The following is a 14,407-nucleotide window of genomic DNA, read 5'->3' as shown; positions in this document are numbered from 1 at the left end:
CGCCACAGGACTTCGGCGATGTCCGCCATGCCCATAGGGGCACCCGGGTGGCCGGAATTGGCTTTTTGTACGGCGTCCATGCTGAGTGCGCGGATGGCGTTGGCAAGCTCTTTACGAGAGGACATGTTTTACTCCAGGTCGGATAAAAAAAGCAGTCAAGTTCCCTATTTTCTCAGACTCCACATCACAACGGCAATCCCTAATGCCAAATGAGAGCGAGTTCACCACTTATTAGCACGATTGGACGCTTTTTCGGAATAACACTATTCTCGCCCCGGCTGGCGTACACTAGGCTCTTGCAACAAGATTTCCTCCAAGCAAAATGACTCTTTTACCTTGTTACCTTCACAGGAAGATGGCGTTATGAAGATCCGTACCTCTTTGATTGCGTTGGGCATTGCCACCCTGGCAACCGGCTGTCAAAACCTGAATACCGAAACCTTGATGCAGTCCGGCGCGCAGGCATTCCAGGCGGCGACCCTGAGCAACAACGACGTTAAGGCCCTGAGTGATAAATCCTGCGCCGAGATGGACAGCAAGGCACAAATCGCGCCGGCCGACAGCACCTACGCCAAGCGTCTCAACAAAATCGCCGCGGCGCTGGGCGACAACATCAACGGCACCCCGGCCAACTACAAGGTCTACGTGACCAAAGACGTCAACGCCTGGGCGATGGCCAACGGCTGCATCCGCGTCTACAGCGGCCTGATGGACATGATGAACGACAACGAAGTCGAAGGCGTGCTGGGCCATGAAATGGGCCACGTGGCGCTGGGCCACACCCGCAAGGCGATGCAGGTGGCTTACGGCACCGTGGCGCTGCGCACCGCGGCGTCCTCCGCCGGGGGCGTCATCGGCTCGCTGTCGCAGTCGCAGCTGGCGGACATCGGCGAGAAGCTGGTCAGCGCCCAGTTCTCGCAGAAGCAGGAAAGCGAAGCGGATGATTACTCGTTCGATCTGCTGAAAAAGCGCGGCATCGATCCGAATGGCCTGGCCACCAGCTTCGAAAAACTGGCCCAGATGGAAGCCGGCCGTCAGAGCAGCATGTTCGACGATCACCCGTCTTCCCAAGCGCGCGCTCAGCACATTCGCGATCGCATCGCGGCAGAGAAATAACCACGAGAACGCCCGGCAATCGCCGGGCGTTTTTTATCGTCTCAATACAGCGTCTTCTGCGGCGGCCCGGCGAAGGTCAGCGGCCCGACCTGCTTCATGTCCACCTCGACCACCGACGGCCCCGGGTAGTTGATCGCCTCGGCCAGCACGCCGTTGAACTGCGACGCCGCGTCCACCTTCCAGGCTTTCAACCCCATCGCTTCGGCGATCTGGGTAAAGGCCGGCGTATGCAGCTCGTTGTAATACTGACGCCCGGCGAAGTACTTGTCCTGAATACCGCGCATCACGCCATAACCGCCGTCGTTCATGATAATCAGGGTGATGTTCACCTGTTCCTGCGCCATGGTCGCCAGCTCGCCCAGGCCCAGCGCCAGACCACCGTCGCCCACCAGCCCCACCACCTTGCGCTGCGGGTTGGCGATCGCGGTGCCGATAGCCATCGGCAGCCCCATACCGATGGCGCCGGCCAGCGAGTGAATGTTGCACAGCGGCGAGATCGCCCGGAACAGCCGGCTGCCCCAGACGCTGCCGGAAACGGTGATATCGCGTACCAGCAACCCGTCCTGCGGCAGCGCGGCGTCGATGGCGTCGTTGAGTTTGGCGTATTCGCCGGACTGCTGGCGCAGCGCGCGCTCCGCCTGCTGCACCGCCCCCGCAATCTCGGCATCCCACTCGGCGTTGACCTTCTCGCCGGGGGCCAGCCGCGCCGCCAGCGCCGCCAGCAGCGCCGCACAGTCGCCGTTGATCTGCTCATCGGCCAGATAGTTGCGGTTGGCCGCCGCCGGATCGATGTCAATCTGTACCAGCGGGCGCGGCAGCGGCAGCGTCCAGGTACGGGTTTCATTGCTGCGCAGGCGCGAACCGGCCACCAGCGTCAGATCGCACTGCGTCAGGATCGCTTCGATGCTCGGTGAGTTATGGAACGCCCGCAGGCTGCGCGGATGGCTGTCCGGCAGAATGCCGCGCCCGTGGGTGCTGGAGATCACCGCTACGCCAGCGTCCGCCAGCTTGCGCACCGCGTCGCCGCAGGCCAAGGCGCCGCCCCCCAACCACAGCAGCGGACGCTTGGCCTGTTTCAGCCGCTGATGCAGCCGTTCCACCGCCGCATCGTCCGCCTTCGGCAGCGGCGCCGGCGCCAACGGCTCGGTCAGCACCGAACGGGAAACCAGGCTGCTTTGAATATCGATCGGGATCTCGACCGCCACCGGGCCGCAGGGCACGGTTTGCGCATCCAGGATCGCCCGCTGGATCACCGCCACCGCCTGCTCCGGCGAATTGACCCGGTAAGCGCGTTTGGAGCAGGCGCGCAGGAAGCCGAGCTGATCGCGGGTTTCATGAATAAAACCGGCGTCGGCGTCCAGATAGGCTTTTTCCACCTGGCCGGTGATATGCAGCAGCGGCGTGTTGGCGTTGAGCGCCTCAATCATCGCCCCCACCGCGTTGCCGGCGCCGGCGCCGGTGCTGGTCAACGCCACGCCCAGGCCGGAGAAGCGCCCGTGCGCGTCGGCCATGGTGACCGCCCCCGCTTCGCCGCGCGCCGGCACGAAGCGAAGTTTATCGCGCTGCCCCACCGCATCGGCGATCGGCAGATTATGAATCGAAATGATGCCGTACATCGCCGACACCGCGTACTGTTCCAGAGTCCGGGCTATCGCCTCGCCAACCGTGATTTTATCGCTCATCATCTGCCTTCTTAGGGTAGTCGTTATTAGGGTTATGCGTAGAGGTGTCGGCCTAGTCGCTCCAGCGGTTCACCTGATGGCTCAGCGCCAGATACACGCTTTTCTGCTGCATGTAGGCCTTGATGCCGTTCAGGCCTTTTTCGCGGCCCAGCCCGCTTTCCTTGAAACCGCCGAACGGCGTGGAAATCGAGAACGTTTTGTAGGTATTGACCCAGACGGTGCCGGTTTCCAGCCGCTCCGCCAGCGCCATCGCGCGAGGGAAGTCGCGGCTCCAGATGCCGGCCGCCAGGCCGTACACCGAGTCATTTGCCTGTTCGATCAGCTGTTGCTCATCGTCAAACGGCAGCGCCACCAGCACCGGGCCGAAGATCTCTTCCTGGCAAACGCGGGCGTCGTTGTTCAAGCCTTCAATAATGGTCGGCAGGTAATAGCTACCGCTCGCCAGCTGCGGATCGGCCGGCGCTTCACCGCCGATGATCACCCGACCGCCCTCCTGCCGCGCCAGCGCCACGTAGTCCGCCACGCTTTGCCGATGTTTGGCGCTGATCAGCGGGCCGAGGTGCACGCCCGGCACCAGCGGGTTGCCGATGCGCAGCCCCGCCGTCAGTTCGGTCAAGCGCGCCAGCAGCGGCTGATACAGCGAACGATGCACGAACAGCCGCGAACCGGCGATGCACGCCTGGCCGGCGGAGCTGAAGATGCCGTAGCAGATGCCGCGCGCCGCCTGTTCCAGATCGGCGTCCTCCAGCACGATGGTCGGCGATTTGCCCCCCAGCTCCAGCGAGGTGGGGATCAGCTTGTCGGCGGCGATGTGCGCCAAATGGCGCCCGGTACTGGTCCCGCCGGTAAAGGCGATCTTTTTCACCAGCGGATGGCGCGCCAACGCCTCGCCGATCACCGAACCTTTGCCCGGCAACACGCTGAGCAGCCCGGCCGGCAGGCCCGCCTGTTCGAACAGCTCGGCCAGCTTCAGCGCCATCAGCGGCGTGGCTTCGGCCGGTTTAAGCACCACCGCGTTGCCCGCCGCCAGCGCCGGCGCCACCTTCTGCATTTCGCTGGCGATCGGCGAGTTCCACGGCGTAATGGCGGCGATCACCCCCATCGGTTGGTACTGGCTGAGCGTCATCACCTCGGCGCTGCGCGGGGTCGGCAACTCGCCTTCCAACACCTCGCAGGCGGCGGCAAAGTAGCGCGCGGTCGCCGCCGCGCTGGCCACCAGCCCGCGGGTCTCGGCCAGCGGCTTGCCGTTGTCGCGGGTTTGCAGCTCGGCCAACTGCTCCTGCTGCGCCAGGATCAGGTTGCTGACGCGGTAGAGGATCGAGGCGCGTTGATGCGGCACCAGCCCGCGCCATTCCGGCGCGCGCCAGGCGCGCTCCGCCGCTTCCACCGCCTCGTTCACGTCCTCGACGTTGGCGGCGCGCAGCCGCGCGTTGACGCTGCCGTCGGCCGGGAATACCGAAGCCATCTCTTCGCCACGCCCTTCACGCCAGCGCCCGGCGACAAAAATATTCAATCGTTCCATGCTCCGCTCCTGCCGTTCAGGCAATAAAACCGCCGTCCACCAGACGGCGGCAGGCTTGTACCGCGCTCAGCGCCGCCAGGGTTGATGTTTTGGGATTGCTCGCCAGCGGGGTGCCGCTCAGCTCGATGTGAAATTCGCCAAAGTCGCCGCATACCTGCAGACGATGGGTATTGCGCCGGGTGGCGGGATCGACCTGCAGGCGCACCCGGGTGGCGTCCATCCCTAGGCCGTTGAGCGCAATGGTGGCCGCCACGTTGGCATTGGCCGGGAACAAACGCGCCGCTTCGCGCGCCGAGCCTTCAAAAAATACCTGCGCTTCGCTCACCACATCGAGGTCGATCAGTTGCTCCGCCGGGCTGCCTCGCCAGCTGGCCGGGCTTTTGCTGGCCTGATAAGTCACGCTCTCCAGCCCGCCTTCGCGCGCCGACGCCAGCCCATCCATCCCCGCCACCGCACCGGACAGCACGATCAGCTGCCCGTGATGGCGGCGGCAAACCTGCTGCAGCCGCTGTTGCAATGCGGCGTCCGCCAGCGCGCCGGTCGAGATCAGCGCCAGCGGCCAACCGCGCTGCAGCACCGCTTCGCCGAACTCCGCCACCGCCTGCTGGCTGGCGCACTCCAGCACCAGATCCGGCCGCTGCAAACACTGCTCGGGATGGGTCAGCGCCTGCACCCGCCCGCCAAAGGCCGCGGCGATCGCCGCATGATGAGCCGCGCGCGCCAGGATCCAGCCAACCTCCACGCCTTCCGGCAAACGGGCGATCACTTCCTTCGCCATCGCGCCGTAGCCAATCATCATGATCTTCTTCATCTTTATCGGCCCCTGCTACACATGGCGGTTAAAGCCGCCGGATACGTCCAGCGCCGCGCCGGTGGTAAAGGAAGCCAGCGGCGAAGCGAGGAACAGCAGCGCCTGCGCCGGCTCCTGCGGCTTGCCCAGGCGCTTCATCGGGATGCCGCGCCGTTCGGCGATCGCCGCCGTCCACTGTTCCCAGCTTTGATCTTTATCGCTGCGCTCGTCGAAACGGCGGCGCCACTGGCCTGACTCCACCATCCCCAGCAAGATCGAGTTAACGCGAATGCCTTTGCCCACCAGCTCTTTCGACAGCGTCAGCGTCATGTTGAGCAGCGCGGCGCGCGCCGCCGAGGTGGCGATCATGTGTTCTTCCGGCTGCAGCGCCAGCAGCGAGTTCACGCAGGTGATAGACGCGATCGCCGACCGTTCCAGCGCCGGTAAGAACGCCTGCACCGGGTTGATCACGCCGAACAGCTTCAGCTCGGCCTCATGCAGCCAGGCTTCGCGCGGCGTCTGGTCAAAATGGGCGACGAAGCCCTGACCGGCATTGTTGATCAGCAGATCCACGCCGCCGAAATGCGCCGTCACCTGAGCGGCGAACTGCGCCACCTGCTGCGCGTCCAGCACGTCGCAGCGCAGCGCCAGGATCTCCGCCTGCGGAAACTCCGCACGCAGGCTGGCCTCCGCGCCGGCCAGTTTGTCCGGATCGCGGCCGCAGAACGCCACCTTAGCCCCTTCGGCCAGCAGCAGCTTCAGGGTTTCGAAACCGATGCCCGACGAGCCGCCGGTCACCACCGCCACCCGATTCTCAAGCTGAAAATTCATCGTTGGATTGCTCCCGTAAAGTCCCGCAGATAGCGGTTGAAACACGCCGGCGCGTCGAGGTAGCTGGCATGGCCGGCGGCGGCGATCAAACGCAGCGTCGCGTCCTGCTCACGCGCCAGCTCGGCCGCCTTCTCCGGCGGCGTAATGCGATCCTGCTCACCGCACCAGACTTCCAGCGGGCCGCGATAGCGCGCCAGATAGCGGTCGATATCGTCGTTGGCCAGCATCCAGGCGGCTCTCAGAAAGCCGTCGGGATCGAGCTGCTGCATGCCGTTGCGCACCCAGGCGATGTCCTGCGGATCCGCCCCTTCACGCAGCAAGGCCGCCGCCCGCTGCTCGCCGTAGCCCACCGGCCCCAGCGTCTCTATCATCTGTTGGCGCTGGCCGTACACCTGCCGGCGTTTTTCCTCCGGCGCCGTGGCATAGCCCTGCGCCGGATCCGCCAACGCCAATCCGCATAACCCGTCCGGATAGCCGGCGGCATAGGCGCTGCCGATCAGCGCCCCCAGCGAATGGCCGACGATCAGCGGCTGCGCCAGTTGCAGCTCATCTATCAGCGCCGCCAACGCCGCCGCATAACCGGCGGCATCGGCCTGCGGATCCGCCAACGGCAGGCTGCCGCCGTAGCCCGGCGCGTCCCACGCCAACAGACGGTGGCCATCCGTCAGGCCGCTATCGTTGAGCTGCTTGATCCACGAGGCCGATCCGGAGCTGATGCCGTGCAGCAACACCACCGGCCGCCCCTGCCCGGCCTCGCGCCAGCTCAGGGTATACGCCCCGCAGCGCGCCCGTTGGCGTTGCGCCAGGCCGTTCATCAGTTGCGCTTCACTTTGTATAGCGGATGATCCGCCGGATAGGTCGGGATCTCCGGCTTGGCGGTGCCGAGCATCACGCACATCAGCGCCTCTTCCTCACCGTGGTTGAACAGGCCGCGATACACCCCCGCCGGCACCGAGATCAGATCGCGCTCTTTCAGCCTGGTCTCGTAATACTCTTCGCCGTCCTGAATCATCAGCGTGATGCTGCCCTTCAGCATGAAGAACACTTCCTCCACGTCGTCGTGCAGGTGCAGCGGGCCCTCGCACTTCGACGGCAGCACCATGGTGGAGAAGGTGAAATTGCCCGCCGGAATGGTGTTGGCGTCGCTGGCCACGCCGGTGGCGCCGGTGCCGATGTAGCGCATCTGCGCGCGGCGGTATTTCGGGTCAAAGTCGGCCTGGAATTTCAGCGCGTTCCAGTCGTATTTACGGCCTTCGAAACGGGCGATGCGCGACTCCACCCAATTTTCCATCGACAGATCCTGCGGCTTGACGCCGGCTTTGTTCTCAACCTGAGACATGTTGTCACTCCTCTGTTGAATCGATTGATTAATCAGTACTTTCTCAGTAACGGCAGCAGAATGAGGCAGCCGACGAAAGCCATCACCACCAGGAACAGCAGGCCGTTATCCATATTGCCGGTGGCGGCGATCAACGCCCCCATCAGCACCGGTGCCAGCGCGCCGGCAAAATTGCCCAACCCGTTGAAGATGCCGCCGGCGGTGGCGCTGACCTTGCTGCTGGTCGCCTTCGCCAACAGCGCGAAAATATTCGGCGCGCCGGCGCCCCACATAAAGGTGCTGAAGGCCATGGCGGCGATTACGCTGTAGGTGCCCTGCAGGTGCAGCACCACCGCCAGACCGAGGCCGGCGCCGCACAGCGACAGGAAACAGGCCAGCGCGCGCCGATCCAGCTTGTCCGACAGCCAGGCGCCCAGCACTTCGCCAAGCAGCATGGCGATGAACGGCAGCGAAGAGAGGTAACCGGCATGCTCCAGATGAATGCCTTTCCCCTTGATCAGGTAGCTCGGCAACCAGCCGTTCATGCCCCACAGGTAGGTCAGGAAGGCGATGTTGAACAGGCAGATCATCCAAAAGTGCGGGCTGCGCAGCAGCTCGCGGCGATGCTGTTTACGTTCGGACACCGCCGGCTTGGTCGCCGCCGCCGGGCGCGCGACGTTCAGGTGGCGCATGCCGAACAGCACCAGCAACATCACCGGCAGCGTCAGAAACGCCATAAAGAAGAAGGTGGCCTGCCAGTCGAAGGTATTGAGGATGTACAGGGTGACCGGGAAGCCAAGCGCGGCGCCCAGCGGCGTGCCGAGCAGCCACAGCATGGTGGCGCGCGCCTGCAGCTGCGGCGGGAAGGCCTGACGAATAATGGCGTAGGCCATCGGCAGCAGCGGCCCTTCGGCGATGCCGAGCAGAATGCGCAGCGTCATCATGGCGTGATAGGAACGCGTCATCCCCATCAACACCATCAGCACGCCCCACACCACCATCATGCCAATCAATACCTTGACCGGATTAAGCCGATCGCCGATGCCGCTGAGCAGCATCGAGGAAATGCCGTAGGAGAACAGAAACGCGCTCATCAGCAAACCCAGCCGCGCCGGGTCAAACCCGATCCCTAACGCCTGCTGGAACTCGCTATCGGAAAACAGCGCCGCGATGCTGATCTTGTCGAAAAACGCCAGCAGCACGCAGGCGAACAGCGCGATCGGCACCGACCAGCGCACCCGCTGCTGCGGATTTTCGGCAACGGCTTCCCCCGCCCGTCCAGCGCGGGCGTCAATGTCTTGCGTAGTCATAAAACGCTCCCGAGGTTCGGGCGTTATTTCAACGCCATCAAAGAAAACTCCGCATCCGCCAGCTGCTGCGGATCCAGCACCCGGCCGCTCGCCAGCCAACGCTTGCCGAGCTTGATGGTGCGCGCATCGTTGAACGCCACCATCTGCACCAGCTGCCGATCGGCGTTCAGCGTGAAGAACACCTGCGACTGCGGCGTGCGGCGCACCACATGGTGCACGCCGCCGCTCGGCACGCCGAGGATCTGGATATTGGCGTCGTATTGATCCGACCAAAGCCAGGCCACGTCGTCATACGGTGCGGCGAAGGCGTCGAGCATCGCGCAGGCGGTGCTGATGGCCTGATTTTGCGCGTAGGCCCAGGACTGCAGGCACAGGCCGAGCGTCGGGTGGCGCGCCACGTCACCGGCGGCGAAGATCGCCGGATGGCTGGTGCGCCCCTGGCCGTCGACCACGATGCCGGACTCGATCGCCAACCCGGCGCTGCGCGCCAGTTCGAGATTCAGCTCGACGCCGATCCCCACCACCACCAGATCGAAGGCCTGCGGATCGCTGACTTCGCTGCCGATCCAGGCGGCGCCATCGCGATCTTCCAACGAGATCTCGCCGCAGCCGCACAGCACCGTGACGCCCTGCTGACGATGCAGTTCGAGCAACGCCTGTGAAACGTCGGCGCCGACGCTGCGCATGCACAGCGCGGGCTGGCGTTCAAACACCGTCACCTCGGCGCCGAGACGGCGCGCGGAAGCGGCGATCTCCAGCCCGATCCAACCGCCGCCGACGATCGCCAGGCGGCGGCAACCCTGCAGGCCCTGCCGCAACCGAGCCGCATCGTCCCAGGAACGCAGCGTCATCACGCGCGGGTGCTGCGCCCAGGCGGCGCCCGGCAAACGCGGCCGACCGCCGGTGGCGATCAGCAACTGCTCGAACTGCAGCCTTTGCCCGTCGCTGAGCGTGACGATTTGCTGTTCTGCATCGATGGACTCGGCGCGCAGCGGGCGACGCCAGTCGATATTCAGCTCCGCCACCGTCTGTTCGCTGAACAGCCGGCTGAGGGGAGCCGCGGCATCCAGCAGCGCCGCTTTCGACAGCGGCGGCCGCTCGTAAAAATCGTAGGGTTCGTCGCTGACAACCGTCAGCCGGCCGCTGTAACCGCGATCGCGCAGCGTCTTGGCCGCCCAGCCGCCGGCCTGGCCGCCGCCGACGATGACGATGCCCGCGTGTTCCGGCCGGTTCATAACGCCTCCGCCTTTTTATGCTGGCGGCGCGTGTCGTGATCGATGCCGCCCTCTACCGCCCATTCGGTGAAGGAGACCAACGAATGCTCCAGCTCGCGCGGCTGCCAGTTTTCCGTCAGATAATCGTCGTTGGTGTAGTACTCGAACGCCCCGCCGGTCGGGCTGTTGACGTACCAGAAATAAGCCGAGGAGATCGGATGGCGGCCGGGGCCGATAAAGGTGCTCCACTTCTCCTTGTTCATGGCGATGCCGCCGCCGATCACTTCGTGGATATCGCGCACGGTGAACGCCACGTGGTTCAGGCCGCGTGGACGGTTCGGCAGTTTCAGCAGGAACAGGTTATGGTGGCCGCCGCGCGCCTGGGTACGCAGGAAGACGGCGCGATCGATATAGCGATCGGAAACCTGGAAATCCAACAGCTCGCGATAGAAACGCTCGGTCGCCGCCAGATCCTCAACGAAGAACACCACGTGGCCAATGTTGATCGGCTGCGCCTGCGCATAGACCGGACTGGGCTGATCGATGCGGCGCACGTCGCCCCATTGGTTGATCGGCGTGACCGGCACCTCGACCGCCTGCTGGCGGCTGACGACGAAGCGCAGCGTCATGCCGTTGGGATCGAGGCATTCCAGCTCTTCTCCCACCTGCCGGAAGCCGGGCATCAACGCCAAACGCGGCTGCAGGCGCGCCAGCTCGGCGGGCGAGGCCACGCCCCAGGTCATGCGGCGCAGGGTAGAACCGCCTTCAAACGCCGCAGGCAGCGCCGCGCTTTGCAACGGATGCAGGACAACCCGCGCCCCGCTCAGGGTGGTGAATTCGCGCTGCGGTTCGCCCCAATGTTGCGTGGCGGGCTGCAGGCCGAAGTCTTGCATGAATTTTTCGCAGGTTGGCAGATCTTCGACGCCAAATTCCAGTTTTTCGATTCCGATTACGCTCATTGTTCAGCCTCACGTTCTCGCTGCATACGGTTTTCAGGCATGAGTCAACCCCGCCCCCTGTTTGCTACGGGCCTTATCCCTGCCTGAGTAAAAGAGTCGGTCCTGTCAGTTAGCCGACGTTGGCCTGCGGCGGCGCGCCGAGGAAGCCGGAAATTTTCTCCGCCGCGTCGCGTACTTCCATGCGCAGCCGCTCGCGATCCGCTTTCGGGATCTCATCGGACGGCACCATGATGCTGACCACCGCCTCGACCCGCTGCTCGCGGTTGAAGATCGGGTAGACGATCGAGGAGATGCCGTGGCGGAAGAACGATTCGCCGATCACATAGCCGCGCGCTTTGTCTTGCTGCACCATCTGCCACAGCGTTTCGCGATCCGCCGGGGTGCCCGGCGCATTGCCCGGCAGCTGCGCGTCCGGATAAAGTTGTTCGAACTCGCTGCGGGTGACGCTGGTCAACAGCATGCGGCCGAGCGAGGTTTGGTGCACCGGCAAGCGGGTGCCGACGCTGACCTGATTGATCTGCGAACCGGCGGCGCTGACGCGGGCGATGTAGATCACGTCGCGCCCGTCGCGGATCGCCAGATGGCTGCTGCACTGGCTGCGATCGCGCAGCTGCTCAATCACCGGCTGGCCGGCCTGCGCCACGTCCAGCGACGCGATGTATTCAAAGCCGAGGCGCAGCACCTTGATGCCGAGCGCAAAGGTGTTGGTGCGCGGATTGCGCTCCAGAAAGCCCAGGTGCTCGAGCGTCTGCACCACGCGGTAAGCGGTGGCCTTCGGCATATCGACCAGGCGATGCAACTCGGCGAAAGTCATTTCCTTATGCTGCTCGCCAAACGCCAGCAGCAGCTGCAACCCGCGATCCAGCCCCGGGATCAGATACTTACATGCTTGCTCGTCCGCCATCTCTCGCTCCTGCGCTGTGCGCCGGCCCTGCGGGCCGTCAGTTGAATACAAAGCCGCCGTTGACCGGCAGCAGTTGGCCGGTGACGAAATCCGCCAGCGGCGACAGCAGATAAAGCACCGTACCGTTCACATCGTCCGGGTGCTGCGCCCCGGCCAGCGCGCGCCCCTGCTCGTACAGCTGATGACGCTCGGCGGGCACATACTCGGTGGCTTCCACCCGCGTCAGGCCCGGCGCGATGGCGTTGACGCAGATCCCCTGCGGGCCCAGCTCGCGCGCCATCGATCGGGTCATCGCGATCAGCGCGCCTTTACTGGCGACATAGGCCATCAGGCGCGGAGCGCCCCACAGCGCAGTGTCCGACGCCACGTTGACGATCTTGGCGTGCGGGCTGCGCGCCAGCAGCGGCACCGCCGCCTGGCTCACCAACCAGGTGCCGCGCACGTTGACCTGCATCACCCGATCCCACAGATCGATATCGTATTCCATCATGGTTTTGCCGCCGACGCCGGTCGCCAACGCCGCGTTGTTCACCAGACCGTCGATCCCGCCGCCTGCGGCGATCTTCTCGAACGCCGAACGGATCGAATCCGGTGACGCCAGATCGATGGTCTGCGTTTCCACCTGAGCGCCCTGCTCACGCAGCGCGGCGCCGCTCGCCGCCAGCTCATCCGCCAGAATGTCGCACATCACCACCTGCGCGCCGGCGGCGGCGATGGCGGCAGCGAAGCTGTAACCCAGGCCGCGCGCCGCCCCGGTGACCACGATGCGTTTGCCGTTCAACAGGCCGTTCACTGCGCCGCCTCCCGCTCGCGCAGCGTCGCCAGCTGTTTCTGGGCCTCTTTTTGCATCAGGCGGCGCAGGCGCGAAAGGCCGACGTCGTGCTGGTACAGGTATTCGCGGCCGCGGGCGTTAGGCGCCATATTTTCAAGCACGATGCGATCCTGCTCGAGCACATCCCAATGCAACGATTCCAGGCGGTTGCGGTACATGAAGCGCCACATGTCGCGCTGCCAGTCTTTGACCTTACGGATGCGCCAGAAGAACACCCGGCAGTGATCCTTGTCTTCCGGCACCACCATGCCGATGATCCAGAAGTGACCGCCCGGCCCGAAGCGCTTTTTGTACGGGATCGACAGGCGCATCCAATACGCGCCGCTGTTGCCGAACTCCACCCAGTCGAAGTTGACGCCAATCTGGCCGTTTTTCTTGAAGATAAACCCGCTGTCGGTCGGCTCCAGCCCCATATCCGCCTTGCGGTCCCCTTCCGCCATCGAGTGCGAGGAGGAGTGCAGGTAGGTGCCGTGCATCGGATCCATCACGTTTTCCAGGGCGTATTGGTAGTTGCAGTTCCAGCTGGCGGTGCACAGGAAATTGCTGTACGACGCTTCGTCCGCCAGCTCTTGCGGGAAAGTCAGCTCCGCCGGCGCTTCATCCGCCGTCACGCCGAAATAAAGGAACACCGCGCCGTAGGCTTCTTTGGCCGGGTAAGACCGCAGGCATTTTTGCCCCACCAGCGGGCAACGATCCACCGCCGGCACGTCTTTCACCGTGCCGTCGCCGCCGACCTCCACCCCGTGATACCAGCAGGCGATGCGATCGCCGAGGTTCCATCCCATGGAAAGCCGCGCGCCGCGGTGCGGGCAGCGGTCTTCCAGCGCGTGGATCTGGCCTTCACCGTCGCGCCACACCACGATTTGCTGCTCCAGACGGGTGATGCCGACCGGATTGTTGCCCACTTCCCAGCTGGCCAGCACCGGATACCACATGCCGCGCAGCCCCTGGTCAAGATAGTCCTGCAAGCTCTGTTCGGAGGATGTTGTATTTGCTGTCATTGTCTTCTCCCGGATGTGGCTCAGAAACCGTTAACGTGAAGGAATTCGCGGAACGTCGCCTCATTCCACGGTTGGCCGCTGCGATCGAACAGGCGGCGCTGATTCAACGCGCTGACGATCTGCTCCAGCTCATCCGCGCCCTGATCGAAGATCGTTTCCAGCGCCGCCACCAGGGCGGTTTCGAAACCGTCCGGCACCCGGGCGCGGTTTTGCCAGATGACATTGCGGAACTGGCCCGGCTGATGGATTTGACCGTTGCCGCCTTCGCGGGCCGGCGTCACCTGTTGGGTGTCCGGCAGCCAGGGATTGAAATCGGTGATGTGCTGCATGATTACTCCTCCGCGATAAAGGTGATCTGGATTTGGTTGTCGACCACCCGGGTGGGATAGGTTTGCAGATCGCGGCCGCCCGGCTCGCGCAGGCACTGGCCGGTGCGCACGTCAAACAGCGCTTCGTGCAGCGGGCACTCAACCTTACCGTCGTCTACAAACCCCTGGCTGAGCAAGGCATAGGCATGCGGGCAGACGTCTTCCAGCGCGTAGTAGTTACCGTCGAGCAGGTATACCCCGATCTCTTTTCCTTCCACGTTGCCGGAAAAAGGAAAATCTTCTTTCACCTGAGACACTTCGCACACATTCTTCCAGCTCATTGCTTTTATCCTCTATCTGATTGTTTCATATATGAAACTCAGTTTCTTATTTAATACAGTCACTATAAGTGTGGCGAAACTTTCGTCAAGCGAGCGGAACGGCAAATGTTAATGAAAGGTTGTTTAAAAATGACAAATGCGGGAAGGATCACGAAATAATGCACCGATATGAAAAACCTATGTCAGTTGTGCGCTCCCCTGCTAATTTATGGCAAAAAACGCGTTGATTCCGGCGACGCATTGCGCGTAAAAGTGTTTTCTCTCTGTCTTTCACACCCT

The 14,407-nt window shown here is 63.9% G+C and carries 16 protein-coding genes; 1 reads left to right on the top strand and 15 read right to left on the bottom strand.

The genetic code is table 11. The features are described 5' to 3' along the window. Positions 1–125, bottom strand: a 125-nt coding sequence (locus ACJ8HH_RS17785; protein WP_144334738.1) for a hypothetical protein, incomplete at its 3' end; no start/stop codon positions are given. 238 nt (positions 126–363) lie between these two features. On the opposite strand from ACJ8HH_RS17785, the gene ACJ8HH_RS17780 reads away from it, so the two are divergent. Then, entirely contained in the window at positions 364–1,116 is a 753-nt protein-coding gene (locus ACJ8HH_RS17780) for a M48 family metallopeptidase (RefSeq protein WP_033654702.1), read from the top strand. A gap of 41 nt (positions 1,117–1,157) precedes the next feature. Here the strand turns inward: ACJ8HH_RS17780 and ACJ8HH_RS17775 are convergent, their stop codons facing one another. The 14 genes from ACJ8HH_RS17775 to ACJ8HH_RS17710 all read right to left on the bottom strand — a co-directional run bounded on the left by ACJ8HH_RS17775 (position 1,158) and on the right by ACJ8HH_RS17710 (position 14,128). Next, positions 1,158–2,798 (bottom strand): thiamine pyrophosphate-binding protein, encoded by a 1,641-nt coding sequence (locus tag ACJ8HH_RS17775; protein WP_197766276.1) that lies wholly within the window; start codon positions 2,796–2,798, stop codon positions 1,158–1,160. Positions 2,799–2,850: 52 nt separating this feature from the next. Further along, entirely contained in the window at positions 2,851–4,320 is a 1,470-nt protein-coding gene (locus ACJ8HH_RS17770) for an aldehyde dehydrogenase (RefSeq protein ID WP_033649626.1), read from the bottom strand. Between the two features lie 16 nt (positions 4,321–4,336). Then, positions 4,337–5,131 carry an aspartate dehydrogenase gene (locus ACJ8HH_RS17765; RefSeq protein ID WP_043147995.1) on the bottom strand — a complete coding sequence of 265 codons (795 nt, stop codon included), beginning with the start codon at positions 5,129–5,131 and terminating at the stop codon, positions 4,337–4,339. A 15-nt stretch (positions 5,132–5,146) separates the two neighbouring features. After that, positions 5,147–5,941 (bottom strand): SDR family oxidoreductase, encoded by a 795-nt coding sequence (locus ACJ8HH_RS17760; protein ID WP_041036613.1) that lies wholly within the window; start codon positions 5,939–5,941, stop codon positions 5,147–5,149. Further along, positions 5,938–6,756: an alpha/beta fold hydrolase gene (locus ACJ8HH_RS17755; RefSeq protein WP_043147999.1), complete on the bottom strand. Its 819-nt coding sequence runs from the start codon at positions 6,754–6,756 to the stop codon at positions 5,938–5,940. The genes ACJ8HH_RS17760 and ACJ8HH_RS17755 overlap by 4 nt, the downstream gene beginning before the upstream one ends. After that, complete coding sequence (locus tag ACJ8HH_RS17750; protein ID WP_060451978.1) at positions 6,756–7,280, bottom strand: cupin domain-containing protein; 525 nt, start codon at positions 7,278–7,280, stop codon at positions 6,756–6,758. The genes ACJ8HH_RS17755 and ACJ8HH_RS17750 overlap by 1 nt, the downstream gene beginning before the upstream one ends. A gap of 32 nt (positions 7,281–7,312) precedes the next feature. Beyond that, the gene (locus ACJ8HH_RS17745) at positions 7,313–8,569 is read right to left on the bottom strand and encodes an MFS transporter (protein WP_033635897.1); all 1,257 of its coding nucleotides are present in this window, start codon (positions 8,567–8,569) and stop codon (positions 7,313–7,315) included. Positions 8,570–8,592: 23 nt separating this feature from the next. Then, positions 8,593–9,804 (bottom strand): NAD(P)/FAD-dependent oxidoreductase, encoded by a 1,212-nt coding sequence (locus tag ACJ8HH_RS17740; RefSeq protein ID WP_033654697.1) that lies wholly within the window; start codon positions 9,802–9,804, stop codon positions 8,593–8,595. Continuing rightward, a complete protein-coding gene (locus ACJ8HH_RS17735) occupies positions 9,801–10,742 on the bottom strand; it encodes a VOC family protein (RefSeq protein ID WP_039567239.1) in 942 nt (313 codons plus the stop codon). Before ACJ8HH_RS17735 ends, ACJ8HH_RS17740 begins: the two co-directional genes overlap by 4 nt. Before the next feature lie 109 nt (positions 10,743–10,851). Beyond that, the gene (locus ACJ8HH_RS17730; protein ID WP_442520241.1) at positions 10,852–11,646 is read right to left on the bottom strand and encodes an IclR family transcriptional regulator; all 795 of its coding nucleotides are present in this window, start codon (positions 11,644–11,646) and stop codon (positions 10,852–10,854) included. Positions 11,647–11,683: 37 nt separating this feature from the next. Continuing rightward, a complete protein-coding gene (locus tag ACJ8HH_RS17725) occupies positions 11,684–12,439 on the bottom strand; it encodes an SDR family oxidoreductase (protein ID WP_033635901.1) in 756 nt (251 codons plus the stop codon). After that, entirely contained in the window at positions 12,436–13,479 is a 1,044-nt protein-coding gene (locus ACJ8HH_RS17720) for an aromatic ring-hydroxylating oxygenase subunit alpha (protein WP_033649620.1), read from the bottom strand. Before ACJ8HH_RS17720 ends, ACJ8HH_RS17725 begins: the two co-directional genes overlap by 4 nt. A 20-nt stretch (positions 13,480–13,499) precedes the next feature. Next, positions 13,500–13,808: a recombinase-like helix-turn-helix domain-containing protein gene (locus ACJ8HH_RS17715; protein ID WP_033649619.1), complete on the bottom strand. Its 309-nt coding sequence runs from the start codon at positions 13,806–13,808 to the stop codon at positions 13,500–13,502. 2 nt (positions 13,809–13,810) lie between these two features. Continuing rightward, positions 13,811–14,128 (bottom strand): non-heme iron oxygenase ferredoxin subunit, encoded by a 318-nt coding sequence (locus tag ACJ8HH_RS17710; RefSeq protein WP_033632120.1) that lies wholly within the window; start codon positions 14,126–14,128, stop codon positions 13,811–13,813. Between the last annotated feature and the right edge of the window lie 279 nt (positions 14,129–14,407).

It is taken from the genome of Serratia sp. CY32780 (genome assembly GCF_052169135.1).
Taxonomy (GTDB): Bacteria; Pseudomonadota; Gammaproteobacteria; order Enterobacterales; family Enterobacteriaceae; genus Serratia; species Serratia sarumanii.
This window is presented reverse-complemented; position numbering and strand designations above follow the sequence as displayed.

What these genes read in the sequence shown, in the direction of transcription:
- ACJ8HH_RS17780 (WP_033654702.1), top strand. Translation starts at nt 364, where the DNA reads ATGAAGATCCGTACCTCTTTGATTGCGTTGGGCATTGCCACCCTGGCA.
- ACJ8HH_RS17775 (WP_197766276.1), bottom strand. Translation starts at nt 2,798, where the DNA reads ATGAGCGATAAAATCACGGTTGGCGAGGCGATAGCCCGGACTCTGGAA.
- ACJ8HH_RS17770 (WP_033649626.1), bottom strand. Translation starts at nt 4,320, where the DNA reads ATGGAACGATTGAATATTTTTGTCGCCGGGCGCTGGCGTGAAGGGCGT.
- ACJ8HH_RS17765 (WP_043147995.1), bottom strand. Translation starts at nt 5,131, where the DNA reads ATGAAGAAGATCATGATGATTGGCTACGGCGCGATGGCGAAGGAAGTG.
- ACJ8HH_RS17760 (WP_041036613.1), bottom strand. Translation starts at nt 5,941, where the DNA reads ATGAATTTTCAGCTTGAGAATCGGGTGGCGGTGGTGACCGGCGGCTCG.
- ACJ8HH_RS17755 (WP_043147999.1), bottom strand. Translation starts at nt 6,756, where the DNA reads ATGAACGGCCTGGCGCAACGCCAACGGGCGCGCTGCGGGGCGTATACC.
- ACJ8HH_RS17750 (WP_060451978.1), bottom strand. Translation starts at nt 7,280, where the DNA reads ATGTCTCAGGTTGAGAACAAAGCCGGCGTCAAGCCGCAGGATCTGTCG.
- ACJ8HH_RS17745 (WP_033635897.1), bottom strand. Translation starts at nt 8,569, where the DNA reads ATGACTACGCAAGACATTGACGCCCGCGCTGGACGGGCGGGGGAAGCC.
- ACJ8HH_RS17740 (WP_033654697.1), bottom strand. Translation starts at nt 9,804, where the DNA reads ATGAACCGGCCGGAACACGCGGGCATCGTCATCGTCGGCGGCGGCCAG.
- ACJ8HH_RS17735 (WP_039567239.1), bottom strand. Translation starts at nt 10,742, where the DNA reads ATGAGCGTAATCGGAATCGAAAAACTGGAATTTGGCGTCGAAGATCTG.
- ACJ8HH_RS17730 (WP_442520241.1), bottom strand. Translation starts at nt 11,646, where the DNA reads ATGGCGGACGAGCAAGCATGTAAGTATCTGATCCCGGGGCTGGATCGC.
- ACJ8HH_RS17720 (WP_033649620.1), bottom strand. Translation starts at nt 13,479, where the DNA reads ATGACAGCAAATACAACATCCTCCGAACAGAGCTTGCAGGACTATCTT.
- ACJ8HH_RS17715 (WP_033649619.1), bottom strand. Translation starts at nt 13,808, where the DNA reads ATGCAGCACATCACCGATTTCAATCCCTGGCTGCCGGACACCCAACAG.
- ACJ8HH_RS17710 (WP_033632120.1), bottom strand. Translation starts at nt 14,128, where the DNA reads ATGAGCTGGAAGAATGTGTGCGAAGTGTCTCAGGTGAAAGAAGATTTT.